The sequence below is a fragment of the Mycolicibacterium setense genome (genome assembly GCF_000805385.1).
Taxonomy (GTDB): Bacteria; Actinomycetota; Actinomycetes; order Mycobacteriales; family Mycobacteriaceae; genus Mycobacterium; species Mycobacterium setense.
In genome coordinates this window covers 554,585-579,575 of sequence record NZ_JTJW01000008.1, presented here as the reverse complement: position 1 = coordinate 579,575, position 24,991 = coordinate 554,585, and the positions used below count along the sequence as shown (strand labels likewise).

Sequence of the window (24,991 nt, the reverse complement as noted above, 5' to 3'; positions counted from 1 at the left end):
TCAGAACGCCGAGTTGACCATCGAATCCGCGGCCATGTTCAGATAATCCAGCAACGCCTGCCGGTGCGGCTCGTCCAGCGTCGCGGAGTCGATCGAAGCCACCGCGGTGTGCATGCAGCGCAACCAGGCGTCACGTTCGAGGTACCCGATGCGGAACGGCGCATGCCGCATCCGCAACCGGGGGTGGCCACGCTGGTCGGAGTACGTCCGCGGTCCACCCCAGTACTGCTCGAGGAACATCCGCAGCCGCTCCTCGGCGCCGTCGATGTCGTCCTCGGGATACAACGGCAGCAGGATCTCGTCCTCGCGCACCAGCTGGTAGAACCGAGACACGATCGCTGCGAACGTCTCGTGCCCGCCGACTTCGTCGTAGAAAGATCGCTGCACCTGCGTCACGTGGTTCATTGTGGTCCATTGTGGCCTGAGGGCGCGTCCGAGCCGGTCACGGCACCGTGGTCACCTGGTGTTCATTGGACTGACCTGCGAACACACAAAGAATTTTCGTGCGTATCTCCTGGATCCGTGGTGGACTGTCTCCTCGGAGGCTCCATGGCGCACAGCAAAAAAAGCCATATGCGACGGACCGGCCACATACCCGGCCCCTCGGGACCCCATGTGCCAAATCGCCCCCTGCACAGCGTCGAGGCACTGCCGACGACGGCCCCCGACGCGTCACTGTGGGGCCGTCGCCGGGTTCTGCTGCTCAACTCCACCTACGAACCGCTGACGGCGCTACCGCTGCGGCGCGCGGTGATCATGGTGATGTGCGGCAAGGCCGACGTCGTGCACGACGACCCGTCGGGACCGGTCATCCACTCGGCCACCCGCACCATCGTGGTGCCCTCGGTGATCCGGCTGCGCACCTTCGTGCGGGTGCCCTACCGGGCCCGCGTCCCGATGACCCGGGCCGCGCTCATGCACCGGGACCGCTTCCGCTGCGCGTACTGCGGCGGGCGGGCCGACACCGTCGATCACGTCATCCCGCGGAGTCGCGGCGGCGAGCATTCGTGGGAGAACTGTGTGGCGGCATGCGCGCCGTGCAATCACCGCAAGGCCGACCGTCTGCTCGCCGAACTGGGCTGGTCACTGCGGTGCGTTCCGATGCCGCCGAAGGGTCAGCACTGGAGGCTGTTGTCGACCATCAAGGAACTCGACCCGGCCTGGGTGCGCTATCTCGGAGAGGGTGCGGCGTGACGCCTCGTTGCCGGGCACTCTCGGCGCGTCGTCGTGTTGCGGCTGATACGGTTTGCGCGTGAGCACAGCACTTACCCATTCCCTCCTCGGAGGGGTTCCGCTGTTGTTGTTCGTGGTCCTGGCGTTGATCTACCTGACCCGCAAGGGACCGCACCCGGCCACCTACAAGATGTCCGATCCGTGGACCCACGAGCCCATCCTCTGGGCTGCCGAGGAGCCGCAGGATCACGGGCACGGCGGGCATTCACACGGTGTGACGATCGGAGGCGGCGCAAGTGGCAAGTGGTAGCCAAACATCCGAGCTCGCGACCGCGACCCGGGAACTCGACCTGCCCTACGGCTATGCCCTGACCTACAGCGGTCGGATCTCCGGGGTCACCGAGCCCGGTGAGCTGTCGGCGCACTACCCGTTCCCGACGATGGACCTCGTCGTGCTCGACGACGCCCTGAAGTACGGCTCGCGGGCGGCCAAGGCCCGGTTCGCGATCTACATCGGCGATCTGGGCGCGGACACCGCCGCCACGGCCCGGGACATCCTGGCCAAGGTGCCCACTCCGGACAATGCGGTGCTGCTCGCGGTCTCACCCGACCAGCACGCCATCGAGGTGGTCTACGGCGCCGACGTCAAGGGCCGTGGCATCGAAGAGGCCGCCCCGCTGGGTGTCTCGGCGGCTGCCGCCTCCTTCAAGGAAGGCAACTTGATCGACGGTCTGATCAGCGCCGTGCGCGTGCTGTCGGCCGGCGTTTCTCCCGCCTGATCGTTTCTACTTACGCACCGCGAGCGTGTGTGATCGTCAGCTGACGATCACACACGCTCGCTGCATTTGACGCCGGTTCAACCGGTCAGGCTGTTGCGGATCTCCACATAGCGCGTCAAGAACGCGCGCTCATCGAGCCGTTTGCGCCGCATCCAGGTGCTGACCTCGAAGTTGCACTTGCTGGCGTTGCACGACGCGCAGGCAGGCACGACGTTGTCGACTGTGTAACGACCGCCGCGCGAGATCGCCATGACGCAGTCCTTCTGGAACGGGCCTGCGGCGGTGCCGCAGTACGCGCACCCGCCCCACGCGGACTTGATGGCGTCCCACTGATCGTCGGTGAGGTCGTGGACGACGAGGTCCATCCGGCGCTTGCGTTTGCGGGCAGCCCGTGCCGCGCGGGTTCGACTGACCGCCATCGGCACAGCGTATGAGCCGGGCGAGCGACCGCGTAGACACGGCGATCACGGCGTGTCGCCATACCTCCGCGGTCGCTCGCGTTGACCGATCAGCTCACGTCGAAGGCGCGGGCGCGCAGGGAGCGCTCCACGCCGGCGCGGCCCTCGACCACCAGGCGGCGCAACGCCGGCGGCACCTCGGGATCGGACAGGAACGCGTCCGCCGCGTCGAGCCCGTTCTGGCTGACATCCCACGACGGATACAGCCCGATCACCACGGTCTGCGCGACCTCGCTGGACCGGCGCTGCCACACCCCCGAGATCGCCGCGAAGTAGCGGGTGGTGAACGGTGCCAGCAACTCAGACTGGCCGGGTTGCACGAATCCGCCGACGATCGCGCGGGTGGTGATGTTGGCGAGCGTGTCGTCCTCGATGACCTGCTCCCACGCCGCGGACTTGACCTCATCCTGCGGACGGGCGGCCGAGGCCGCCGCGGCGTGACGCTTGCCCGCGGCGGTCGGATCGTTCTCGGCCTCGGCGTCGATGAGCGGCGTCTCGGGACCATCGGCATCGATGTCGCCGTTGCGGGCCAGCGCCGTGACGATCCGCCAGCGCAGGTCGGTGTCGACCACCAGGCCGGGCAGGTTCGCCGCGGCGGGTTCGTTGTCGAGCAGCGTCGACAGCACGGCGACGTGATTCGGCGCCAGCACCGAATTGCACAGCGCGTTGACGAAGGCGAGTTGGTGATCGGAACCGGGCGCGGACTTCCCGGCCAGATCGAGCAGTGCGTCGCCGAACGCCGGCCAGCCGATCTCGGAGGCCCAGGCGGGGTCGGCGTAGGAGCTCAGCGCGGTCTGCGCCTGCATCAGCAGCCGCTGTGCGACACCGACCTCGGTCTCGGCGTGCACTCCGCTCATCACCAGGGCAACGAAGTCACGAGCCTTCATCTCGGCCTCGCGGGTCATCTCCCAGGCCGCCGACCAGGCCAGTGTGCGGGGGAGCGGGTCGGCGATATCGGCGATCCGGGACAGCACGGTCGACAGCGAGGCCGGGTCAAGGCGCAGCGAGCAGTAGGTCAGGTCGTCGTCGTTGACCAGGATCAGCTTGCCGCGCGGGATTCCCACCAGCGCAGGGACTTCCGTGATCGGTCCCTCGACGTCGAGCTCCTCGCGGTGCACCCTGACCAGCTTGCCCGAGCCGGCAGGGTCGTCGTCGTAGATGCCCACGGCAAGCCGGTGCACGCGGGTTTCCCCGGCGCCGGGTGCCGCACCCGACTGGGCGATGGCGAATCGGGCGAACGCACCTGAGCCGTCGACGTCGAAGTCGGCCCGTAATGTGTTCAAACCCGTTGTCTTGAGCCATTGTTGGCCCCAACCGGACAGGTCACGTCCCGAGGACTTCTCCAGGGCGCCCAGCAGATCGCCGAATGTAGCGTTCGCGAAGGCGTGGTCGCGGAAGTAGTCGCGCAGGCCGGACAGGAACTCCTCGAGTCCGACGTAGGCCACCAGTTGCTTGAGCACCGAGGCGCCCTTGGCGTAGGTGATGCCGTCGAAGTTGACCTCGACAGCGGCCAGGTCCGGGATGTCGGCGGCGACCGGATGCGTCGAGGGCAGCTGATCCTGCCGGTAGGCCCAGGACTTCTCCACGTTGGCGAAAGTGGTCCACGCCGTGTCGTATTCGGTGGCCTCGGCCTGGCACAGCACCGATGCGAACGTCGCGAAGGACTCGTTCAGCCACAGGTCGTCCCACCAGGCCATGGTCACCAGATCGCCGAACCACATGTGCGCCATCTCGTGCAGCACGGTCTCGGCGCGGCGTTCGTAGGAGGCGCGGGTCACCTTGGACCGGAACACGTAGTCCTCCAGGAACGTGACCGCGCCCGCGTTCTCCATGGCGCCCGCGTTGAACTCGGGCACGAACAGCTGGTCGTACTTGCCGAAGGCGTAGGGCACGCCGAAGTTGTTGTGGTAGAAGCCGAAACCCTGCTTGGTCTCGGTGAACAGCCGCTCGGCATCCATGAACTCGGCCAGCGAGGCACGGCAGAAGATTCCCAGGGGGATCTCGCCGTGGGAGTCGGAGTAGGTGTCGCGCCACACCGCGTACGGTCCGGCGATCAGCGCCGCCAGGTAGGTGCTCATCTTCGGGGTGGTGGCGAAGGTGTGCACCGTCGCGGTGGCGCCGGGTTCGGTGGCGGTGGTGGCCCCGTTGGAGATCACCTGCCAATGCGAGGGCGCGGTGACCTGCACGTCGAACGTGGCCTTCAGGTCGGGCTGGTCGAAGCAGGCGAACATGCGCTTGGCGTCGGCGGTCTCGAACTGTGAGTACAGGTAGACCTCGTTGTCGACGGGGTCGACGAAGCGGTGCAGGCCCTCACCGGTGTTCGAGTACAGGCAGTCCGCATCGACCACCAGGACGTTGTGCTCGGCCAGGCCGTTCAGGGCGATGCCGGTGGATTCGTCGTAACCGGACACATCCAGGGCGTTGCCGTTGAGCGTCGCGCTGTGGACGGTGTCGGCCGCCAGATCGATGAAGGTATCGGCTCCGGCGAGTGCGTCGAACGTCACAGTGGTGGTCGACCGGAACGTGCGGTCGCCCGGCTTGCCGTTGCCGTCGGTGAGGTCGAGGATGACGCGGTAGTTGTCGACGGTGACCAGAGCAGCGCGCTCGACGGCCTGGTCGCGAGTGAGGTTGGGAAGTGCCACCCGTCCAACTTAGTGGCTGGACGTCAGCAGGACCCGGGCTACTGGGGGAAGCCGGCGATCCCGGCGAGTCCGTTCAGCGCACCCAGGTTGTTCAGGATCGAACCGTCGCTGATCGACGACATCATCTGCGGGCAGTACATCTGGATCGCGATGCCGGTGAAGAACGACGCCATCTGTGGGGACATGCCCCCGTCGCCGCGCATCTGGGAGGCCACCGACGCGAAGTCCTTACCGGGCTCGACGAGCATCGGACAGACGTCCTGGCCCATCTGGACCGCGGTGTTGGGGTCGCCGTAGCCCACACCGGCATCGTTCAGCGCGTTCAGGAACGAGCTGTCGGTCGGATCGGCCGGGTTGGGCACCGGGTCGGCTTGGGCAGGGACTGCGAACATCAGGGCGGCGGCGACGGCACCAGCCGTCGCCAGGAAGGCACGAGCGGCCATATTGAGCTCCTCAGCTATCACGCAGAACCCTTTAGATCGCTCTGCTCACTTTGGCAACAGTGGTTTACCAGGGTCACAGGGGCAACACGTTTCGATAAAGATTCGCCCACTATGCGTTTCCTGTGCTGCTGTCGTGACTTCAGCATGCATGTCGACATGCCGGCCACCATCAAGGTTGTCGCAATTGCCGCCGGGATAGTTACTCGAGTCGGGAACATCTCAACGCGGGTGCAGAGTTGTGTTGGATGCAGTTGTGCCCTGAACCACATCGAGAGGACGCGTAGATGGCCCCCGTAGATCAGAAGGCCACAGATCGAAAAGACACGGCCGGATTCTGGTTCGACCCGCTGTGCCCGTGGTGCTGGATCACCTCCCGATGGATCCTCGAAGTCGAGAAGGTGCGCGACATCGACGTGCAGTTCCACGTCATGAGCCTCGCGGTGCTCAACGAAGGCCGCGACCTGCCCGAGAACTACCAGGAACTGATGACGAAGGCGTGGGGCCCGGTCCGCGTCGCGATCGCCGCCGAACAGCTCAAGGGCCCGGAGATCCTCGGCCCGCTGTACACCGCGATGGGCTTCCGGATCCACAACCAGGACAACAAGGACCTCGACCAGGTCATCGCGCAGTCGCTCGACGAGGTCGGGCTGCCCGCCGAGCTCGCCGAGGCGGCCACCACCGACAAGTACGACGAAGAACTGCGCAAGAGTCACCACGCCGGTATGGACGCCGTCGGCGACGACGTCGGCACCCCGACCATTCACGTCAACGGTGTCGCCTTCTTCGGTCCGGTGCTCTCGAAGATCCCGCGCGGCGAAGAGGCCGGCAAGCTCTGGGACGCCTCGGTGACGTTCGCGTCGTACCCGCACTTCTGGGAGCTCAAGCGGTCCCGCAGCGAGCCGCCGCAGTTCGACTAGCGCGAAACCGGATCAGCCGCGCCGTGACGTAGCCACCGCAGGTCGTCGCGGCTCGGAGCCGACTCCCAGTCTCCGTCGCCGGTGCACGCGAACGCCCCGCACGCCAGCGCAGTGTCCAGGCACTGGCGCAACGTCGCGCCGCGGGCGAGATCGGCCAGCCAGCCCGCGACGAAGGCGTCCCCGGCGCCGACGGTGTCGATCACCGGGACCGCGACGGCCGGACCCGCACACCGGTCCTCCGCAGTGGCAGCCATTGCCCCCTCGGCGCCGCGTTTGACCACCGCACAATCGATGCCAAGGCTCAGCAGAGCGTCGAGTTGCCGTCCGGGTGTCTCGGCTCCGGTGAGCAGCTGAGCCTCCGCTTCTCCGGCGAATACGATGTCAGCCCGCTGGGCGAGCTCGAGATAGGCCGCCGCTGCCGCCCTCTGGTCACTCCACAGGGCGGTGCGGTGGTTGACGTCGAACGACACCGATGCGCCCGCCGATGTAGCGGCGTCGATCGCCGCGTGGGCCGCGGATCGGGCGGAGTCGCCCAATGCCGCCGAAATGCCGGTGACATGAAGGATTTTCGTGTCAGTGACGACAGCGATCGGGACATCGGCCGGTCGCAGCCGGCTGCCGGCGTGTCCGCGGCGGTAATAGCTCACGCGGGCCGCGCCGGGGTGCGGACGTTCTTTGATCATGAGCGCCGTCGCGGTGTCGAGGTCGTGCGCCGGGTAGGGGTGCACACCTTCGGCCCGCAGTTCACGCAGGATCAACTCGCCGAGACTGTCGGCGCCGAGTCGGCCGATCCAGGCCGCCGTGCCGCCGAGCCGGGCCACCCCGATGGCCACATTGCTCTCGGCACCGCCGAATCCCAGCCGCAGCGTCGGGTTGTGGTGCAGGCGCCCCGCCTGCGGCGCCGTGAGCAGGCCGAGGCTTTCCCCGAGGGTGACGACGTCAAAGGTCGGGCTCATAGCGGCACCTGCGCGGCGACGGCGATGGCTTCGCGGGCCGCATCGGCCACCGCGGCTGCGCCGGCGTCGGCCCGGGCGGTGATCCAGCTGCCGCTGACGGCGAAAACCGCCTGCTGAGTGAGGAACTCAGCCATGCTCGCGGCGGTGACGCCGGCCGACGGCATGAAAAGCATCTCCGGAAACACCGCCGTGTACGCCGACAACAGGCAAGACGTGTCGACTGCGGCGGCCGGAAACAACTTGACCCGGTGAAGTCCGAGCCGGGCCGCGGTGTCTACCTCGGTCGGCGTCAGGACGCCTGGAATGACCGCCAGCCCGGCCTGCCCGACGCATCGCACCACCTCTGGATCCAGCCCGGGTGACACCACGAACTGTGCGCCCGCGTCGATCGCGGCGCGCGCTTGCTCCACCGAGCGGACCGTGCCGGCGCCAACCAGGAGATCACCCCGCGCGACGAGCCGGCGAATCGCGGCCAGACCGTGCTCACCGCGCAATGCCACCTCGACCACAGGCAGGCCACCGTCGACGAGTCCGTCGCCGATCGCATCGATGTGAATCGGATCGCGCACGGTCGCCAGCGGGATCACGCGGTGCTCGAACACGTCGCTCATCGGGCGTCGGCGAACGTCGGGCGGGTGCCGTAGCGCTCCAGCGCCGTTCGGTCCAGGGTGACGCCGAGCCCCGGCCCGTCCGGCACCGCGAGCATGCCGTCGCTGTCGAGATCCCATCCGCCGCTGACGAGTTCGTCGATGTAGGCAGATCCGGTCTTGTACTCGACGAAATCGGTTGCCGCTAACGCCGATGCCAGATGCAGATCGGCGGCCAACCCGATCGCGGTGTTCCAGCCGTGCGGGATCAGTCGCACCCCACGATCCTGCGCAACCCAGCCGATGCGGCGTGACTCGCTCAGGCCGCCTCCCTTGGTGGTGTCGGGCTGCACGATGTCGAAGGCCCCCGCATCGAGAAAAGGCAAGAATGTCTGCCTACGGGTCAGGACCTCACCGCCACTGATGGGCACCTTGGAATGCCGCCTCAACTCGACGAAACCGTGGACGTCGTCGGGTGCCAACGCCTCCTCGAACCATGCAACGCCGTAATCGGCCAGCATGTCGGCCGTGCGCTTGGCCCACGACAGCCCGCCAGGGAAGAACGCCTCAGAACCACCGGCGTCGACGGCCAGCACGTGGTCGCCGACGGCTTCGCGGGCCGCGGCGACGGTCCGCTCGTCGGTCTCGCTGTCCACGCGGCCGAACTTCCACCAGCCGATCTTGAACGCCGTGAAGCCCTGATTCGCCAGCTGCGCCAGGTTTTCGGTCATCACCGGTGCCTCGTCCATGAGCACCGAGGCATAGGGCCGCACCCGCTCCCGGTAACGGCCCCCGAGCAGCCGACCTACCGGTTGACCGAGCGCCTGGCCGGCCAGGTCCCACAGCGCGATGTCGATGGCACTGGTGGCATGGGTGAGGGAGCCGCCGCGGCCCATCCAGAACGCGCTCTGGTGCAGCGTCTCGGTCAGCCGTTCGGCCTCCAATGCACTTTGTCCGATAAGTTGCGGCGCAAGCAGATCCACGGCGGCGGCGACCAAACCTTCGGTCGTGAAGGCGCTGCCGATGCCGACCTGGCCGCTGTCGGTGTGGACGGCGACCAGGGTGTGCACGACGTCGTCGGGGTGCAGTTCGTTGGACCAGCCCCCTTCCGGGGTGGCGCCGCGCAGCCCGCACGTCTGAATGCCGGTGATTTTCATGTGTTTTGGAGCTCCTCGGGATGATGTGGCCGTGTGGTCACGGCCGGTGGGTGAGCATGCGTCCGGGCCTGTGGCCCGTGTGGGCGGCGTCGGTGACGACGGGCACGCCGTTCACCCAGACATGGCGGGCCGCGTCGGCGTACCGGCGTGGCAGCGTCCAGGTGTCGGTGCGGTCGATGATCGCGGGGTCGAACACGACGACATCGGCGAACGCGCCGGCGCGCAGTTCACCCCGGTCGCGCATGCCGAAGTGTCCGGCGACCATGCCGGTCATCTTGTGGATGGCGGTCTCCAGCGACAGGGTGCCCGCCGGAACGTGGTGAGCCAGGTAGTGCGTATGCCCGTGGTAGAACAACGGATTGCGGGTGCTGCCGTCCAGAGCGCCGTGCCGGCACGTGCTGAAGGCGTCGACCCCGAGCAGGAAATGGTCGTGCGCGATCGCCTCGGCGAGGTGGCCCGCGGTGAACAATTCGCCGATCAGCTGCACGCTGCCCATGTCGGCGCCTGCCGCAGTGAGGATGTCGAACAGGCACTCCCACTCGTCGGCGCCGTGTCTCTCGGCGATCTCGGTGAAGGACAGTCCTTCCCAGTCGGGGTGGGTCGGGCTGACACCGAGTCGCACGCGGTGCCACTGGCCGCGGTGGACGAACCGCCAGTACCTGTCGCTGTCCCGGCGCACTTGCTGTCGAACTTCCCGATCCTTGAGCAGTTCGGCGGCCTCGGCGCCGGGACGCCCCGCCAACCATGCGGGCAGCAACCCGGTGGCCATGCCGATACCGTGCGGGTAGGGGGTCATATCGGCCAGCACATCGGTTCCGCGCTGCCGTTCGGTGACAACGCGCTCGGCCGCGCGCTCCCAGGCGCCGGACTCGGCGCCGGTGCCATGACGCACGTTCAGGTGCGACAGCTGTGCCCGCACCTCCCCTTCGTCGACGACGGCGAAGAACTCGTCGACGGCGGAGTCGAGATCGGCGTCGCGATTTCGGATGTGGCTGGCGTACATGCCGTCACGCCGGCCTGCGGCCTTGGCGAGTGCCACGAGTTCCTCGGTGGCGGCGAAACGCCCTGAGCCGTACTCCAGTCCGCTCGAGAAACCGATCGCGCCGGCCTCCATCGCCTCCTCGAGCAGACGGATCTGCGTGCGCGGTTGGTCGGGGGCTGCCCGCGCGGCGCTGCGAATCGCGGTGTGCCCGACGAACCACATGAGGTTCTGCGCTGTCGGACCGGAGTGGACCCGCTGCACGAGATCGCCGAAGCTGCGCCAGTCGACCGGACCGTCGTAGCCCATGGCGCGCAGCGCGCCCGCGGTCGTGTCGGCATCCTCGTCGCCGATCGGGGCATAGGTGAGGCCACAGTTGCCGACCACCTCGGTCGTGACGCCTTGGTGGATCGTGCTGAAGGCGTCGGGATTGCCCAGCACCGACCAGTCGCTGTGGCTGTGCGGATCGATCAGCCCGGGGGTGATGATCATGCCGGTGCAGTCGAGCGTGGTGACTGCTCGGACGTCGGTCGACAACCCGACGAATGCGATGCGGTTCCCGCGTAGACCGACATCGGCTCGTCGTGCAGGTGTCCCGGTGCCGTCGACGATATCTGCGCCCGTCAGCAAGTAGTCCAGCGCCGGCATCTCAGAGCACCTTGCTCAGGAACTCCCGCGTGCGGGTCTCCTGCGGTGAGGTGAACATCGATGTCGGGCTGGACGTTTCGACGATGGTGCCCTTGTCCATGTAGATCACCCGGTCGGACACCTCGCGGGCGAAGCCCATCTCGTGGGTTACCACTACCATCGTCATGCCCTCGGCGGCGAGGTCTTTCATCACGGCCAGCACCTCGCCGACGATCTCGGGGTCCAGCGCCGAGGTGGGCTCGTCGAACAGCATGATCGTCGGATCCATCGCCAGTGCACGCGCGATGGCCACGCGTTGTTTCTGGCCACCCGACAGCGAATCGGGATAGACGCCGGCCTTGTCTGCCAGCCCCACTCGACCCAGCAGGGTGCGGGCCCGTTCCTCGGCCTCGCTCTTGGTGCGCCCCAGTACCCGTCGCGGCGCCAGCGCGATGTTCTCGGTGACGGTCATGTGCGGGAACAGGTTGAAATGCTGGAACACCATGCCGACGTCGCGGCGCACCACGGCCAGATCGGCGGTCTTCTCCTGGGGTCCCAGCGTGTGTCCGTTGATCACGATCGTGCCGTGCGACGGCCGTTCCAAGCCGTTCATGCAGCGCAGCAGCGTGCTCTTGCCCGAGCCCGAGGCGCCGATGATGCACACCACTTCGCGCGCGGCCACCCGGCACGAAACGCCGTGCAGCACTTCGGTGTCGCCGAAGCTCAGTCGCAGTCCGTCGACCTCGATCATTTCTTCTTCGCTCCTGTGGTGAGGGTGAGGGTGTCTCCGACTTCGGGCGCCTTGATGTGGACGTCGAGCCGTTGTTCGTAGCGGCGGCCCAGCGACGAGAGCGTGTAGCAGATGACGAAATAGCCGGCGCCGACGATGAGGTAGGTGGTGATCGGATCGGCGGTGAGCGAGCTGACCACGTTGCCCGCGCGGGTGAGGTCGATGAGACCGATGACTGCGACCAGCGAGCTGTCTTTGATCAGGACCACCAGGAACCCCACACCGGGCGGCACGATCACCCGGGCGGCCTGCGGAAGGATGACCCAGCGCATGCGTTGCGCGTAGGACAGCCCGAGTGCGTCGGCGGCCTCGAACTGTCCGCCGGGGACCGCTTGGATGCTGCCACGCACGAGCTCGCCGATGTAGGCCGACGCGAACACCGACAGCGCGATCACCGCGGCCCAATACTCCGAGAGGCTGCTGCCCGGGGCCATCAGCGGTATGCCGAAGTAGACGAAGAAGATGATCAGCAACACCGGGATGCCGCGGATCACCGCGACGTAGAGCGCGGCCACCCACCGCAGGGCGCGGATCGTTCCAGTGGACATCAGGCCGATCACAATTCCGAGTAAGCCGCCGAAAAGCACTGACAGCGCGCATATCTGGAGAGTGACGAGGGCTCCCTCCCAGATCAGCGAGAGATGTTGGGTGCCGAGTCTTTCGAACATCACGCCACCTTCCATTTGATGAACCGGGTTTCGACGATTCGCGACAGGCTCGCGATGAGGAACGCGACCGCGAAGTAGAGCAGGCCGCCGACGGTGAACGCCTCGATGGTGCGGAACGTGGTCGAGGTGATTCCCATCATCACGTGCATCAGATCGGGCAGCGATACGACCGACGTGATCGACGAGGCCAGGAACAGCAGGATGGCCTGATTGGTGATGGCCGGCAGGACATTTCGCATTGCCGGTGGCAGCAGCACTCGCCAGAAGGTGTCGCGCGGGCTGAGCCCGAGGGCCGCGCCTGCTTCGCGCAGGCCGGCCGGCACGGACTGAAAGCCCGCGCGATAGATCTCGGCCATGTACGCCGCATTGTTGATGCTGAGCGCGAGGATGCCCGCGGCCACCGGGTCGAGGTTCACACCGGCCTGCGGCAATGCGAAGTAGACGAGGTAGAGCTGCAAGAGCAGCGGGGTGTTGCGGATGACCTCGATGTAGGCCGACGACGCGACGCGGAAGATACTCACTCGGGAGGTGCGCCCGGTGTAGAGCAGGATTCCGAACGCGCCGCCGGCGATCGCTGCCACCAGGCTCACCCCGATGCTGACCGCGAGGCCTTTGAGCAGTGGAATGAGATAGGGGATCAGGTCCCCGTAATAGAGCTGCATGTGTCGTCCTGAGAAATGTTGGGATGCAGCGGTTTACTTGATGAGCGCGGGGACGTCCATGCCGAGCCACTTGTTGTAGGACTCCGAGGCGGCCTTGCTGATGTTGTAGTTCATGACGAAGTTGTTCAGGTAGTTGAGCCAGAGCTGGTCGCCCATCTTGATGCCGAAGGACACGAACGACGGCGCCAGTGGGGGAGCATCGAGCACCCGTACGGCATCACCCTGGCTCGCGCGGACGCCGGCGACCACCGCCGTGCTCTCCATCAGCGCGTCGACCTTTCCGCTGCGCAGGGCTTGGATGGAGTCGGCAACGGCTTCGAACAGGCTGGGCTTGGCCTGCGGAAACTCGGCTTCCAAGATGGTGGCGGGCACGCTGCCGCGGGTCGAGGCAACGGTGCGGCCCGTGAGGTCGTCGTAGCTTCGGATCGGGCTGTCGGCGGGTACCACGACGAGCTGCCCTTCGGACGCGTATGGCCTCGTCAGTGCCACCACCTGGGCGCGTTCGTCGAGGTTTGTCAGCGCGGCGATGACGACGTCGGCCTTGCCCGTCTCCAGCATCGGAATTCGGCTGGCATTGGTGGCACTGACGAATTCCACTCTGGCACCGAGTGAGTCGGCGAGCGCTCTGGCCTTGTCGATGTCGAAGCCCTCGTACTCGCCCGAGCTGTTCATCACGCCATACGGAGGGGCATCCGCGAAGACCCCGACAGTGATCTTCTTGGAGGTCAGCACCTTGTTCAGGACGCTGCTCTGGGAGGTGCCGGTCTGACCCGACGACGTACACCCGGCCAGCACCAGCGCGGTGATTGCGGCAAGGGCGGCGAACACGACGCGGAGGGCTCTACGCATGAATGTCCTTTGTTCAGGAGATCTTTCAGGTTGAGGCCGGATGACCGCCGCGCCTCGCTTGGATAAATCAGAGATTATCTATAATCTGTAATCTACGCAACAGTCGAAGATGGCAGTGTCTGCGCCGGAACGCGCGCAGACGGCTGCCTAGGATTGACGCCACTGGGCAACCCTGGCGACCGCTTGTAAAGGAGAACGACCGTTGACGGAGGCGCTGGAACCACTGGCGGTCGTCCCGTTGCCCGCGTCGCGACGGCATCAGATCGCGGACTGGCTGCGTGAGCAGATAGTCAAAGGCGGCCTGGCTCCCGGAGCGCAGCTCAAGCAGGATGTGCTGGCCGCGCACCTGAGCACCAGCCCCGGTCCCGTGCGCGAAGCCCTGCGGCAGCTCGAAAGTGAAGGCCTGGTGCATCACATCCCCAACCGCGGGGCATTCGTGGCGACGGTGAGCGCCGACGAACTGCTGGGGGTCTTGCTTCCGGTGCGGTTGTCGATCGAGCAGTTCGCAGTGGAGAAGGCAAGCGCCGATCCCGCCGTGCTGGCCGAGCTGCAGCGGTTCGTGGCCCTCATGGACGATGCGGCAGCGGCTGACGACCTGGATCTGCTCAACGAACTCGACGTGCTGTTTCACGAAACGATCGTCAAAAGCGCTCAGTCTGACCACGCGATGCAGCTGTGGGCCAGTGTGCAACCGCGCATCCGGATGCAGATCCACCGGCTCGCCAGGCGCCACGAGAGCCCGTTGGCGATTCCCGAAGAGCATCGGGCGCTGCTGCATGCCATCAAGACGGGCGGGCCCGAGGCGCGCCGCTCCGCGCTCGATGACCACATCGTCACCAGTGCCCGCGAGTTGCTTTCCGTCGCCGAGCGCGATTGACCGCCAACGAATCTCCGCGTTCCGGTTGCGCAACACCGCGGCTCACGCCACGGTGTACGGATGACAGCGGCTGAGCCCAGCACCGACGGTTCCTATCGCGACCGGATCGCAGCGGTCGAGCCGGGCGGCAACGAGCACATCGCCGAGGCCGACCGGCACGGCAAGCCCAGCCAGTTGTTCTGGACCTGGACGTCGCCGAACCTCGAGTTCGCCACGATCTTCCTTGGCGTGCTGGCGGTCTCCGTCTATGGCATGACGTTCTGGCAGGCGGTGGCCGGCCTGGCGTTGGGCACCGGGCTCGGGGCGCTCGCACACTACTTCCTGTCCAAGCGCGGGCCGCTGCACGGCGTTCCGCAGATGGTGCTGGGCCGGCTGGCGTTCGGATTCAAGGGAAATGCCGTGCCGTCGCTGTTGATGACGGTGACCGCCGGCATCGGATGGTTCGCCACCAACAGCGTCAGCGGTGCCTTCGCGCTGTCCACCCTGTTCGGCATCGCGCCGGTATTGGCACTGGTATTGGTCGTGGTGGTGCAGACCGCGCTGGCGGTGTTCGGGCACAACCTGGTTCAGGCCTTCGAGCGGTGGGCGTTCCCGGTGCTCGCGGTCATCTTCGCCATCACCTCGGTGGTGATCCTGACGAAAGCTGATCTCGGCGCCCCCGCTGTGACCGGCGGTGTCGGCGGCACGGGTGGGTTCCTGCTGACGGTGGGTACCGCATTCGGCTATGTCGCGGGGTGGGCGCCTTATGCCGCCGATTACACGCGGTACCTTCCGCGCTCGGCGGCCGGACCGCGCACGGGGTTCTTCGCTGCCGCAGGACTGTTCGTGTCATGCATGCTGCTACAGACGGTCGGGGCGGCCTCGGTGACCATCGGCCCGGCGGTCTCCGACAATCCCACCACGGCGTTCACCTCAGAGCTGGCCCCGTGGCTGGCAAGCCTGACCCTGTTGGCCATCGCGATCGGGGCCGTCGCCGCCAATGCGATCAACATCTACTCGGGCGCAATGGCTTTCGTGACCATCGGCATCAAGCTGCCGCATCACATCGCGCGGGCGCTGGCCACCGCCTTCTTCGGGATCGTCGGATTCCTCATCGCGTGGTGGGCACTGGCCGATGCCGCGGCAAGCTACGAGGCCTTCCTGCTGATCATCGCGTACTGGATCGGGCCGTGGCTCGGCGTCGTGTTCGCCGACGAGTACCTGCGCGGGGATCAACCCGTCGCACACTTCCTCTACGACCGCTCCTACACCAACTGGCCCGGCCTGGTGTCGTTCCTGATCGGCCTGGTCGTGTCGGTGACGTTGTTCTGCAATCAGGCGAAGTTCGTCGGCTACATCGCGCGGGAGCTCCCGCAGTTGGGTGACGTCACGTTCTTCGTCGGATTCCTCATCGCGGGTGCGTGCTACCTCGTGTTGTGCCGCACTCGGATCCAGGCCGAAAGGGTGTCGGCGTGAACCCGGAACAGATGCTCGACGTCGCCGTCGAGGAGGCGCGAAAAGGATTGGCGGAGGGCGGTATTCCCATCGGTGCCGCATTGTTCAGCTCGGACGGGACGCTGCTCGGAGCCGGGCGCAATCGTCGCGTGCAGAACGACGACCCGTCGATCCACGCCGAGACCGACGCGTTCCGGGCGGCCGGCCGTCAGCGAGGTTACCGGTCCACGATCATGGTGACGACGCTCTCGCCGTGTTGGTACTGCAGCGGCCTGGTCCGTCAGTTCAACATCGGCGCCCTGGTGATCGGGGAGAGCCGGACTTTCACCGGTGGCCATGACTGGCTGGCCGAGCACGGGGTCGCGGTTACTCTGCTCGACGATGAGCGCTGCGTGGCGATGATGGAGGAATTCATCGCCGAGCGGCCCGATCTGTGGGCGGAGGACATCGGCGAATGAGTGCCATAGCCACGGTTGACATGTCCCGGTGGTACGCCGGCGGGGCCGAGGCCGACGCGGTTGCCGCCGAGGTCGACGCCGGGCTTCAGCGCGCCGGGTTCGTCGTCGTCACCGGCCACGGTGTCGACGTCGGGCTGGCGGCGAAGGTTCGCGCGGCCAGCCGGGAGTTCTTCGCGCTTCCCGACGAGGTCAAGCGGCGCTACTCGGTGCCGGTCGGCGGGCACGGCTGGATCGGGCCGGGCGCCGAAGCCAACGGCTACGCCGAGGGCACCGAGACCCCGCCGGACCTCAAGGAGAGCTACAGCCTGGGCGCCGAGACCGCGACCGGCGACCCTGACGTGGATCGGATCTGGTTCGCGCCCAACGTGTGGCCGGCCGAGGTGCCCGCACTGCAAGCGCTGGTCGAGGCGTACACCGCTGCCATGCGGAAGGTCTCCGACGACCTGCTGGCGCTGTTCGCCCACGCGCTCGGGCTGCCGGTCAATCCCTTTGTGGCCCTGGCGGACCGGCCGACGTGGACCATGAACATCAACCACTATCCGCCGGTGAGCGTGGTGGGGGAGCCGGAGCCGGGGCAGTTCCGCATCGGCCCGCACACCGACTTCGGCACCGTGACGGTCCTGGACCGCGAGCCCGGCGCCGGGGGACTACAGGTGTACTCCGAGCAGGAGGGCTGGGAAGACGCGCCGTGGGAGCCCGGATCGCTCACCGTCAACATCGGTGACCTGTTGGAGTACTGGAGTGGCCGGCGCTGGCCCTCGGGCCGGCACCGTGTGCTGCCGCCGCAGCCGCACGCCCCGGAAGAAGACCTGGTCTCGTTGATCTACTTCTACGAGGCCAACCACGATGCACTGGTCACGCCGCTGGAGCCGCCCATCGGCAAGGTCGCGGGCCTGGAGCCGGTGACGTCATCGGCCTTCATCAAGGAACGCCTGGACGCCATCACCATCGGGTAGCTCGGGGCCTGCAGGGTCGTCTGCGAGAATGACCGGCATGCGCGTCTACATCGGTGCCGACCACGCCGGATTCGAGTTCAAGCAGACCATCATCGAGCACCTCAAGAAGACCGGCCACGAGCCGATCGACTGCGGTGCGTACGCCTACGACGCCGACGACGACTACCCGGCGTTCTGCATCGACGCGGCGGTCAAGACCGTCGCCGATCCGGGCAGCCTGGGCATCGTGCTCGGCGGCTCCGGCAACGGTGAGCAGATCGCCGCGAACAAAGTGCCCGGCGCCCGCTGCGCTTTGGCTTGGAGTGTCGAGACCGCCAAGCTGGCCCGCGAGCACAACAACGCGCAGCTCATGGGCCTGGGCGGACGCATGCACACCGAGGAGGAGGCGCTGGCCATCGTCGACGCGTTCCTGGCCACGCCGTGGTCGGAGGCCGAGCGCCACCAGCGCCGCATCGACATCCTGGCCGAATACGAGAAGGACCACGTGGCTCCGCCGGTTCCCGGCGCGCCTGCCTGATCCATGCCCGAAGGGCACACCCTGCACCGGCTGGCCCGGCTGCACCAGAAGCGGTTCGGCCGGGCACCGGTGGTGGTGTCCAGCCCCCAGGGCCGATTCGCCGACGGTGCGGCCGCGGTCAACGGCCAGGTGTTCAAACAGGCCGATGCCTGGGGCAAGCACCTGTTCCACCACTACCACGGTGGCCACGTCGTGCACATCCACCTGGGCCTGTACGGGACATTCACGGAAGCGCCTGTGCCGCTGGCGTTGCCGGTCGGCCAGGTGCGGATGCGGATCGTGGGCACCGATTACGGCACCGATCTCCGCGGTCCCACCGTCTGTGAGGTGATCGCCGAGCCCGAGATCGCCGACGTGGTGGCCCGCCTCGGCCCCGACCCGTTGCGCAAGGATGCCGATCCGGCCCTGGCGTGGAAGCGAATCAGCAAGTCCCGCAGGTCAATCGGGGCGTTACTGATGGACCAGTCGGTGATCGCCGGGGTGGGCAATGTGTACCGCAGTGAATTGCTGTTCCGCCACCACATCGACCCCTACCGGCCGGGCACCCACATGGGGCAGGCCGAATTCAGTGACCTGTGGACCGATCTCGTCGAGTTGATGAAGGTCGGCGTGCGGCGGGGCAAGATCGTCGTCGTCCGCCCCGAGCACGATCACGGTGCCCCGTCCTACGGTCCCGGTCGGCCCCGCACCTACGTCTACCGCCGCGCGGGGGACGCGTGCCGCGTATGCGGAGCCACGGTGCGCACCGCGCAACTGGAGGCGCGCAACCTGTTCTGGTGTCCCGACTGCCAGGTGTGAGTGGGCTCGGCGCGCCCGACACACGAGCGCGTCAGAAGCCGCCGAAGTCTCCGAAATCACCACCGAAGTCGCCGCCGCCGTCCCAGCCGCTGGCATCGGTACCGCCCCAGTCGCCACCGCCTGCGTCGCCGCCGTCGAAGCCGCCGCCATCGCCACCGCCGTCCTGGCCCGCGGCCAAACCGTCGGAATAGCCGTCACCGTAACCGTTTTCGAAACCCTGTGCGCCGTAGTCGACACCGTGCATACCGGAGAACATCGCGTCGAACAGCAGCACCGAGCCCAGACCCCAGGCCCCGGCGACCAGGGCAGGCTTCCACCACGGTTCGGAGTACCAGCCGGCGGGCACCGGACGTCCGGCGACCCGGCCACCGGGGTAGTAGTTGGGGGTGCGTTCCGAGGGGGATGGGGAGGCCTCGATCTCGCGGCCCTCGAAGTTGATCCTGCGGTCCTCGGTCACGGCGCCGGCCGCACGCTGCCCGGTCAGCGACTCCAGCTCGGGGCCGGGATCCATCCCCATGGCGGTACGCGCCGCGCGCACGTAGTAGAGCCCCTCGATGGCGCTCTCCTTGGCCAGCGCCGCCTGCTTGGCGGTGGTGGCCTGATCGATCTGTGAGGACGCCGCGGTGTAGCGCTCGGAGGCGTCGGCCAGCGCCTGCTTGGACGCATCGTCGGAGCCGGTGAGGTTGAGGACCTGCCCGCCGAGCCGCTCGATCAGGCGGCGGGCGTCAGCCTTGGCGTCGGCCAGCGACTCTGCGGCGCGGCGACCGTTCGCCTTCGACGAGTTGTAGACGACGAAGGCGATCGCGGCGATGACCAGGATGATGAGTACCAGCAAAACGCTGTTCATGGCGTCCAGCGTACCGACGGGAAACGATGTTTCCCGGCCCTCGTGGAGAACTCAAATTACGCCGAGAGCGGAGTACACCTCGTTGGACAACGCGACCGTACGCGGGTCGGCATTGCACTTGGTGGCATCGAAACGGTTCATCACATACGCGTAGCCGATCCGGTGTTCCAGGTCGACGAACGCGAACGAGCCGCCCGAGCCGCCGTGGCCGAAGATCCCGGTGTTCGGCCCGGCCACACCACGCTGGTTGAGCATGTAGCCCAGACCCCAGCCGTGATCGGCGACCCGGGGGCCCAGCACCACGTCGGAGTCGAATCCGCCCTGGGAGATTCGGCACCGCTCCATGTGTTCGCGGGTCAGCAGCTTCTCCTGGGCCAGCGCGTTGTAGAACGTCGCCATGCCGAGGGCAGACACGTGCGCGTTGGTGCTCGGGAACTCCGCGGACCGCCAGGTGTCCAGCGCCTGCACGCCCAATTCGTCGTCGGGCACGAAGTCCATCGACACCGCCCAGCCGGCCATCGGATGGTCACCGAGTGAGTCCGGCGCCTGGCTCACCCCGTGGTCGACCAGCAGGCTGCGCACCGACGGCTTGTTCACCATCTCGGCGCATCGGTGATGCTGCCAGGCGGGAAGCCCGATGTGAATGTCGGCGCCCAGGGGCTCGGCGATCTCGGTGCGCAAATACTGACCAATGGTGCGGCCGGTGACACGGCGAACGACCTCGCCGAGGATGAACCCGAACGTCACGACGTGATAGCCCTGCGCGGTGCCCGGCGCCCACCACGGCGTCGCGGCCGCGATCCGCGTGCACACCTCGCCCCAGTCCGTGACGTCGCGCCAGTCCATCGGTTCGCGCGGGCCGATCACACCCGAGCGGTGCCCCAACACCATCGCGATGGTGATGTCCTGCTTTCCGGCTTGGCCGAACTCGGGCCAATAGCGGGCCACCGGCGCATCCAGGTCGATCTCGCCGCGATCGGCCAACAGATGGATGCAGGTGCTCAAAAGCCCTTTGGATCCCGAATAGACGCTGGCCAGGGTGTCCTGCCGCCACGGAGTAGTTCCAGCGGCGTCGGCGGACCCGCCCCACAGGTTGACCACCAGATCGCCCTCGACCCAGACCGCGACAGCGGCCCCGACCTCGCCGCGCTCGGCGAAGTTGGTTTCGAAGGCACGTCGCACGTTGTCGAATTCCGGCGCGCATGTGCCTGCGATGGCGGTCATTACGGGCATGCGACTCCTGCGTAGGTGGGGCTTTACGGCGGCGGCGCGAGAGCACTGTCTCAAGGCGGCCATGTCATCTTCAAGATCGGTCGGTCGAACCCACCCGTTACTCACGGTAGGTGGACCGCAACCACGAAGCACCCCCGAAGTACGGATCGAAAACCATTCGAGACGGCGCCGTGATGATGGGAGAGGCGCCTCCGCTCGCCGGTGTGGTGCCGATTTCTACGCCAGGGTCGTGGATGTGGTGGGGCGCTCGTCGCTTTCTACCGCAGGGTCGTGCCGCCGGCCCGGCAACGACCTCTCGGTGGAAATCGGCGGGCAAGTGGGCTTGGTCAGGCCTCATCCAGGTGTCATCGACTGCGGAGGTCGGCCACGCCGGGGCCGTGCAGCTCGTCTGCGACCGCGTCGACGCGTCCGGTCATTGCCAGCAACAGTGCCTCGCCCGGCCCGTGGATCTCGGCGCCGCGGCCGGCTGTCCAGTCGAGGTCGGTGGCGATCAGTCGCAATCCGCGGGTGCGCCAGGCTCCACCGATCACCGGGCTGACCCGCGCATACGTCAACGACGTGAGCAGGGCGTGACGGTCCATCGTGCGCGGGAGACCGAGCGGACGCCGGATGTCCTGCTGGTGGATCAGGCATTCGATGAGCGCCACCCGACAGCCGTACAGCGCACCCGCACCCGAGGGATCGATGCCGGCCCGCATCAAAACCCGCAGCTTGTCAGGTCCCAGCCCGGCGTGGCTGCGGCGCACGTTCTCATTGATCCGGTCCACCTGTCCATGGGCGGCGAGCATCGCGGCGGTCAGCCCCAGCCGCGTCTGCTCGAGATAGGAGACCGTGTGGGCCACGACGTCGCGGACCGTCCAGCCCGCGCACAAGGTCGGTGCCTGCCACTGTTGCGGGCTCAGCGTGTCCAGCAGATCGGCGAATTCCTGGCGTTCTCGGCGAGCCAGCGCGCGGTAGTTCATTCGCGTCCCCGTCGCTCGTACATCCGACTCAGTCAATGAGACTAAACAGGGGCCGGGGTGGACTTGTCCCGCGCCAGGTGACCGTGACGCAAAGGTGGCTCCGCCGACCGAGGGACACGATCGGCGGAGCTCAGGTTCCCTGCCTAGTGACCGACGGGCGTGCCGCGTCGGCCCGAAAGGCCGGTGTAGACCGCGATCAGCACGATCGCCACCACGACGCCAACGACGAACGGGATGATCTGGAACCCGCCGTTCGCGTTGCTGTATCCGAATGCGGAAGTGATCCAGGAGCCGAGCAGGGCACCGGCGATCCCGAGCAAGACAGTCATGAGTGTGCTCAAGTTCTGCCTACCGGGCATGATGAGTCGCGCAAGAACGCCGATAATCGCGCCGACGACGATTGCGCTGATAATTGCTCCGATCATCTCGCTGCCTTTCGTTCATGCCGACTTCCTTTTCGTCGGTGTGATGTACACCACTCTCCTCCGAATTTGGCCTGTCCGCCCGTGCCGAGATGCAGTCGATACCGAGCAGCCGCCTACTCGTCAGTAAATCGCTCTCCGGCCCGGCCGCATGAGCGAGCAGCGCCGACATGTCCGCCGATGGCCGACTGTCGGGCTCGAAACCGCACGTAGACCGCTATGACCGCGCGATAATCGGCCTCGTGTCCGTTGCGCTCTGGGTGCTTGTCGCGGTGTTCGCCATCGGGGCCGTTGCCGGTGGGTTGTTGCGGATTCGTGCCTGGCTCGCCAAGCCCGTGCCACCCGAAGTGATCGAGGCTGCGCACCGTGATGACGACAAAGATGACTAGTGCCGTGAGAAGCGCCCTCGTCGGTGCGTTCGCTGCGGGGACCGTATCGATCGGGTTTCCTGTCGCTCAAGCGGATCGTGTCGAACCCCCGCCGCTGTACGGGCACTACGACTTGCTCATCGACTTCTCGAAGCAGACATTCAACGGAATGCCGACACCGATGAATCCGATGACGGTGCCCGTCGAATTCAGCACTCAATGCGACGTGAACGGCTGTGTCGCGCAGATGGACAACACCGACGACCATGCCCGCAACCCTGGCGCGCCTGCGGCCTATGAGTACAGATGGACCAACGACCGTTGGGAAACCAGCGGCGAGTATCCCTACTTCTGTGATCGCAACGATCCCGGCAGTGCGGTGATGGCCCGGCGTTCGGACTACTGGATCCCGAATCCTGACGGCAGCTTCTTCGGAGAGCGCACGCTGGTCACCGGGGGAGCCGGATGCCCGGACGAGGGACCGGGCACACATTGGCTGCCGATATCGATCACGCCCGTCGATCCGCCACCTGGGCCGGCGCGGTGATCGGCCCGTCGCGCTTGTTTGGCCACGACCTGCGATGACGGCCGCACAAACAAGAAGACAGCCCCATCAGGGCGGTCTCTGTGGAGCGGGCGACGGGAATCGAACCCGCGTAGCTAGTTTGGAAGACTAGGGCTCTACCATTGAGCTACGCCCGCATGTGCAGCATCAGCACTGTACCGGTGTGCCCCCGATCAAAGCCAATTGAATGCTCCGTGCCGTGAGCACGTAGTATCTCGCGTGGTCCGTTCGTGGGTTTTGCCGCAGCGGATCAATCACCACCACGGGGTGTAGCGCAGCTTGGTAGCGCATCCGCTTTGGGAGCGGAAGGCCGCAGGTTCAAATCCTGTCACCCCGACTCACCACCAGTATGGAAGAACTATCTAGGAGCAGGAAGAGTGAAGAGCACAGTCGAGCAGTTGAGCCCCACCCGGGTGCGCATCAATGTGGAGGTGCCCTTCACCGAGCTTGAGCCCGATTTCGATCGTGCCTTCAAGGCGCTCGCTCAGCAGGTCCGTCTGCCCGGTTTCCGCCCGGGCAAGGCCCCGCGCAAGTTGCTGGAGGCCCGGGTCGGTCGCGGCGCCGTGCTGGAGCAGGTCGTCAACGACGCGCTGCCGGCCCGCTACAGCGAGGCTGTCACGGCCTCCGACGTCAAGCCGCTGGGTCAGCCCGAGATCGAGGTGACCAAGCTGGAGGACGGCCAGGAGTTGGCGTTCACCGCCGAGGTCGATGTGCGCCCCGAGATCACCCTGCCTGAGTTCGACGCACTCAAGATCACCGTCGACCCGATCCAGGTGGACGATGACGAGGTCGATGCCGAACTGCAGTCGCTGCGGGCCCGTTTCGGCACCCTGACCGGCGTCGAGCGTGGCGCGCAGGAAGGCGACTTCGTCTCGATCGACCTGTCGGCCACCGTCGACGGCACCGAGGTGCCCGAGGCCGCCACCGAGGGCCTGTCGCACGAGGTCGGTTCCGGACAGCTGATCGAAGGCCTCGACGAGGCGATCACCGGTCTGAAGGCCGGCGAGTCCAAGGTTTTCACCACCAAGCTGGCCGCGGGCGAGCACGCCGAGGTGACGGTGACCGTGAAGTCGGTCAAGGAGCGCGAGCTGCCCGAGGCTGATGACGACTTCGCCCAGCTGGCAAGCGAATTCGACACCATCGATGAGCTCAAGGAGAGCCTCACCGACCAGGTGCGCCGGGTCAAGAGCGTGCAGCAGGCCGAGCAGATCCGCGACAAGGCCATCGAGGCGCTGCTGGAGCAGACCGAGGTTCCGTTGCCGGAGAAGATCGTTCAGGCTCAGATCGACGACACCCTGCACAACGCGATCCACGGCCTCGACCACGACGAGGACAAGTTCGCCGAGCAGCTGGCCGAACAGGGAAGCAGCCGTGAGGAATTCGACGCCGACAACAAGTCGAACGCCGAAAAGGCCGTCAAGACCCAGCTTTTGATGGATGCCGTTGCCGACAAGCTCGACATCCAGGTCGGCCAGAACGACCTCACCGAGCGCCTCGTGCTGATGTCGCGGCAGTACGGCATCGAGCCCCAGCAGCTGATCCAGATCCTGCAGCAGAACAACCAGCTGCCGGCCATGTTCGCCGATGTGCGGCGCGGCCTGACGATCGCCGCTGTGGTGCACGCCGCCACCGTGACCGACACCGACGGCACCGTGATCGACACCACGGAGTTCTTCGGTCCGGCCGAGGGTGAGCAGGCCGACGAGGCGGCTGCCGACGAGTCCGCCGAAAAGGACGCCGACGCCGCCGAATGACGCTCTGAGCGAACGCGCCCCCGTACGGGAGTGCGTGCCGCCCCAGTTTCGTTAGTGTCGTCGTAGTGCCAACGCGTTTACCGAAGACGTAGAAGAAAGCAGGTATCCAGTCG

The 24,991-nt window shown here is 66.7% G+C and carries 29 protein-coding genes and 2 tRNA genes; 14 read left to right on the top strand and 17 right to left on the bottom strand.

The genetic code is table 11. The annotated features are described in order from the left end of the window. On the bottom strand, positions 1 to 405 hold the full coding sequence (locus tag QQ25_RS21080; protein ID WP_039380796.1) for a globin: 405 nt from the start codon (positions 403 to 405) through the stop codon (positions 1 to 3). A gap of 144 nt (positions 406 to 549) precedes the next feature. Here QQ25_RS21080 and QQ25_RS21075 point away from each other — a divergent pair, with 144 nt between their 5' ends. From QQ25_RS21075 to QQ25_RS21065, 3 genes are read left to right on the top strand one after another with little or no spacing between them, the layout of a single operon-like run. Beyond that, a complete protein-coding gene (locus QQ25_RS21075; RefSeq protein WP_039322351.1) occupies positions 550 to 1,194 on the top strand; it encodes an HNH endonuclease in 645 nt (214 codons plus the stop codon). A 58-nt stretch (positions 1,195 to 1,252) separates the two neighbouring features. Then, positions 1,253 to 1,483, top strand: coding sequence for an aa3-type cytochrome oxidase subunit CtaJ (gene ctaJ, locus QQ25_RS21070; protein WP_039322348.1), 231 nt, complete (start codon positions 1,253 to 1,255; stop codon positions 1,481 to 1,483). Continuing rightward, positions 1,470 to 1,952, top strand: coding sequence for a DUF5130 domain-containing protein (locus QQ25_RS21065; protein ID WP_039380795.1), 483 nt, complete (start codon positions 1,470 to 1,472; stop codon positions 1,950 to 1,952). The genes ctaJ and QQ25_RS21065 overlap by 14 nt, the downstream gene beginning before the upstream one ends. A 77-nt stretch (positions 1,953 to 2,029) precedes the next feature. On the opposite strand, the gene QQ25_RS21060 is transcribed toward QQ25_RS21065, so the two are convergent. The 3 genes from QQ25_RS21060 to QQ25_RS21050 form a co-directional block, all read right to left on the bottom strand. Next, the gene (locus QQ25_RS21060) at positions 2,030 to 2,371 is read right to left on the bottom strand and encodes an HNH endonuclease (protein ID WP_039323136.1); all 342 of its coding nucleotides are present in this window, start codon (positions 2,369 to 2,371) and stop codon (positions 2,030 to 2,032) included. Positions 2,372 to 2,460: 89 nt separating this feature from the next. After that, positions 2,461 to 5,052: an aminopeptidase N gene (gene pepN, locus QQ25_RS21055; protein WP_039380793.1), complete on the bottom strand. Its 2,592-nt coding sequence runs from the start codon at positions 5,050 to 5,052 to the stop codon at positions 2,461 to 2,463. A 38-nt stretch (positions 5,053 to 5,090) separates the two neighbouring features. Beyond that, a complete protein-coding gene (locus QQ25_RS21050; RefSeq protein ID WP_039322339.1) occupies positions 5,091 to 5,495 on the bottom strand; it encodes a DUF732 domain-containing protein in 405 nt (134 codons plus the stop codon). 284 nt (positions 5,496 to 5,779) lie between these two features. On the opposite strand from QQ25_RS21050, the gene QQ25_RS21045 reads away from it, so the two are divergent. Beyond that, positions 5,780 to 6,412, top strand: coding sequence for a mycothiol-dependent nitroreductase Rv2466c family protein (locus tag QQ25_RS21045; protein ID WP_039380791.1), 633 nt, complete (start codon positions 5,780 to 5,782; stop codon positions 6,410 to 6,412). On the opposite strand, the gene QQ25_RS21040 is transcribed toward QQ25_RS21045, so the two are convergent. From QQ25_RS21040 to QQ25_RS21005, 8 genes are read right to left on the bottom strand one after another with little or no spacing between them, the layout of a single operon-like run. After that, positions 6,409 to 7,368 (bottom strand): sugar kinase, encoded by a 960-nt coding sequence (locus QQ25_RS21040; RefSeq protein ID WP_039380789.1) that lies wholly within the window; start codon positions 7,366 to 7,368, stop codon positions 6,409 to 6,411. The genes QQ25_RS21045 and QQ25_RS21040 overlap by 4 nt on opposite strands. Continuing rightward, the gene (locus QQ25_RS21035) at positions 7,365 to 7,979 is read right to left on the bottom strand and encodes a bifunctional 4-hydroxy-2-oxoglutarate aldolase/2-dehydro-3-deoxy-phosphogluconate aldolase (RefSeq protein ID WP_039380788.1); all 615 of its coding nucleotides are present in this window, start codon (positions 7,977 to 7,979) and stop codon (positions 7,365 to 7,367) included. The genes QQ25_RS21040 and QQ25_RS21035 overlap by 4 nt, the downstream gene beginning before the upstream one ends. Then, a complete protein-coding gene (locus QQ25_RS21030) occupies positions 7,976 to 9,112 on the bottom strand; it encodes a mandelate racemase/muconate lactonizing enzyme family protein (protein WP_039380786.1) in 1,137 nt (378 codons plus the stop codon). The genes QQ25_RS21035 and QQ25_RS21030 overlap by 4 nt, the downstream gene beginning before the upstream one ends. Positions 9,113 to 9,149: 37 nt before the next feature. Further along, positions 9,150 to 10,739, bottom strand: a complete 1,590-nt coding sequence (locus QQ25_RS21025; protein WP_039380783.1) for an N-acyl-D-amino-acid deacylase family protein — start codon at positions 10,737 to 10,739, stop codon at positions 9,150 to 9,152. Between the two features lies 1 nt (position 10,740). Next, positions 10,741 to 11,469, bottom strand: coding sequence for an amino acid ABC transporter ATP-binding protein (locus QQ25_RS21020; RefSeq protein WP_039380781.1), 729 nt, complete (start codon positions 11,467 to 11,469; stop codon positions 10,741 to 10,743). Then, positions 11,466 to 12,176, bottom strand: a complete 711-nt coding sequence (locus tag QQ25_RS21015; RefSeq protein ID WP_039381147.1) for an amino acid ABC transporter permease — start codon at positions 12,174 to 12,176, stop codon at positions 11,466 to 11,468. Before QQ25_RS21015 ends, QQ25_RS21020 begins: the two co-directional genes overlap by 4 nt. After that, entirely contained in the window at positions 12,176 to 12,838 is a 663-nt protein-coding gene (locus QQ25_RS21010) for an amino acid ABC transporter permease (RefSeq protein WP_039380780.1), read from the bottom strand. The genes QQ25_RS21015 and QQ25_RS21010 overlap by 1 nt, the downstream gene beginning before the upstream one ends. 33 nt (positions 12,839 to 12,871) lie before the next feature. Further along, a complete protein-coding gene (locus tag QQ25_RS21005) occupies positions 12,872 to 13,687 on the bottom strand; it encodes a transporter substrate-binding domain-containing protein (RefSeq protein WP_039322311.1) in 816 nt (271 codons plus the stop codon). A 202-nt stretch (positions 13,688 to 13,889) separates the two neighbouring features. Here QQ25_RS21005 and QQ25_RS21000 point away from each other — a divergent pair, with 202 nt between their 5' ends. Genes QQ25_RS21000 through QQ25_RS20975 form a run of 6 tightly spaced genes read left to right on the top strand, consistent with a single transcriptional unit; the run spans position 13,890 to position 18,727 of the window. Then, positions 13,890 to 14,564, top strand: a complete 675-nt coding sequence (locus tag QQ25_RS21000) for a GntR family transcriptional regulator (protein ID WP_052235941.1) — start codon at positions 13,890 to 13,892, stop codon at positions 14,562 to 14,564. 60 nt (positions 14,565 to 14,624) lie between these two features. After that, positions 14,625 to 16,019: a purine-cytosine permease family protein gene (locus tag QQ25_RS20995; protein ID WP_039380779.1), complete on the top strand. Its 1,395-nt coding sequence runs from the start codon at positions 14,625 to 14,627 to the stop codon at positions 16,017 to 16,019. Beyond that, positions 16,016 to 16,456 (top strand): nucleoside deaminase, encoded by a 441-nt coding sequence (locus tag QQ25_RS20990; RefSeq protein ID WP_101906079.1) that lies wholly within the window; start codon positions 16,016 to 16,018, stop codon positions 16,454 to 16,456. Before QQ25_RS20995 ends, QQ25_RS20990 begins: the two co-directional genes overlap by 4 nt. Continuing rightward, entirely contained in the window at positions 16,453 to 17,412 is a 960-nt protein-coding gene (locus tag QQ25_RS20985) for an isopenicillin N synthase family dioxygenase (RefSeq protein ID WP_039380778.1), read from the top strand. The genes QQ25_RS20990 and QQ25_RS20985 overlap by 4 nt, the downstream gene beginning before the upstream one ends. Before the next feature lie 37 nt (positions 17,413 to 17,449). Next, positions 17,450 to 17,929 carry a ribose-5-phosphate isomerase gene (locus QQ25_RS20980; protein ID WP_039323127.1) on the top strand — a complete coding sequence of 160 codons (480 nt, stop codon included), beginning with the start codon at positions 17,450 to 17,452 and terminating at the stop codon, positions 17,927 to 17,929. Between the two features lie 3 nt (positions 17,930 to 17,932). Continuing rightward, a complete protein-coding gene (locus QQ25_RS20975) occupies positions 17,933 to 18,727 on the top strand; it encodes an Fpg/Nei family DNA glycosylase (RefSeq protein WP_039322303.1) in 795 nt (264 codons plus the stop codon). 31 nt (positions 18,728 to 18,758) lie between these two features. Here the strand turns inward: QQ25_RS20975 and QQ25_RS20970 are convergent, their stop codons facing one another. The 4 genes from QQ25_RS20970 to QQ25_RS20955 all read right to left on the bottom strand — a co-directional run bounded on the left by QQ25_RS20970 (position 18,759) and on the right by QQ25_RS20955 (position 22,194). After that, on the bottom strand, positions 18,759 to 19,574 hold the full coding sequence (locus QQ25_RS20970; protein WP_039380776.1) for a DUF1542 domain-containing protein: 816 nt from the start codon (positions 19,572 to 19,574) through the stop codon (positions 18,759 to 18,761). Between the two features lie 51 nt (positions 19,575 to 19,625). Then, positions 19,626 to 20,807: a serine hydrolase domain-containing protein gene (locus QQ25_RS20965; RefSeq protein WP_039380775.1), complete on the bottom strand. Its 1,182-nt coding sequence runs from the start codon at positions 20,805 to 20,807 to the stop codon at positions 19,626 to 19,628. A 344-nt stretch (positions 20,808 to 21,151) separates the two neighbouring features. Beyond that, positions 21,152 to 21,769: a maleylpyruvate isomerase family mycothiol-dependent enzyme gene (locus QQ25_RS20960; protein WP_039380773.1), complete on the bottom strand. Its 618-nt coding sequence runs from the start codon at positions 21,767 to 21,769 to the stop codon at positions 21,152 to 21,154. Between the two features lie 143 nt (positions 21,770 to 21,912). Further along, positions 21,913 to 22,194 (bottom strand): GlsB/YeaQ/YmgE family stress response membrane protein, encoded by a 282-nt coding sequence (locus QQ25_RS20955; RefSeq protein WP_039380771.1) that lies wholly within the window; start codon positions 22,192 to 22,194, stop codon positions 21,913 to 21,915. 239 nt (positions 22,195 to 22,433) lie between these two features. On the opposite strand from QQ25_RS20955, the gene QQ25_RS31125 reads away from it, so the two are divergent. Beyond that, positions 22,434 to 22,580 carry a hypothetical protein gene (locus QQ25_RS31125; RefSeq protein WP_169748645.1) on the top strand — a complete coding sequence of 49 codons (147 nt, stop codon included), beginning with the start codon at positions 22,434 to 22,436 and terminating at the stop codon, positions 22,578 to 22,580. Beyond that, the gene (locus QQ25_RS20945; RefSeq protein WP_409370997.1) at positions 22,573 to 23,106 is read left to right on the top strand and encodes an MBOE_33420 family protein; all 534 of its coding nucleotides are present in this window, start codon (positions 22,573 to 22,575) and stop codon (positions 23,104 to 23,106) included. Before QQ25_RS31125 ends, QQ25_RS20945 begins: the two co-directional genes overlap by 8 nt. A gap of 81 nt (positions 23,107 to 23,187) precedes the next feature. Here QQ25_RS20945 and QQ25_RS20940 read toward each other — a convergent pair. Next, positions 23,188 to 23,261: transfer RNA gene (locus QQ25_RS20940), tRNA-Gly, on the bottom strand. Positions 23,262 to 23,387: 126 nt separating this feature from the next. On the opposite strand from QQ25_RS20940, the gene QQ25_RS20935 reads away from it, so the two are divergent. Together QQ25_RS20935 and tig are read left to right on the top strand one after the other, a co-directional pair. After that, a tRNA-Pro gene (locus QQ25_RS20935) sits at positions 23,388 to 23,461 on the top strand. Between the two features lie 40 nt (positions 23,462 to 23,501). After that, on the top strand, positions 23,502 to 24,878 hold the full coding sequence (gene tig / locus QQ25_RS20930) for a trigger factor (protein ID WP_039380769.1): 1,377 nt from the start codon (positions 23,502 to 23,504) through the stop codon (positions 24,876 to 24,878). Positions 24,879 to 24,991 lie beyond the last annotated feature (113 nt).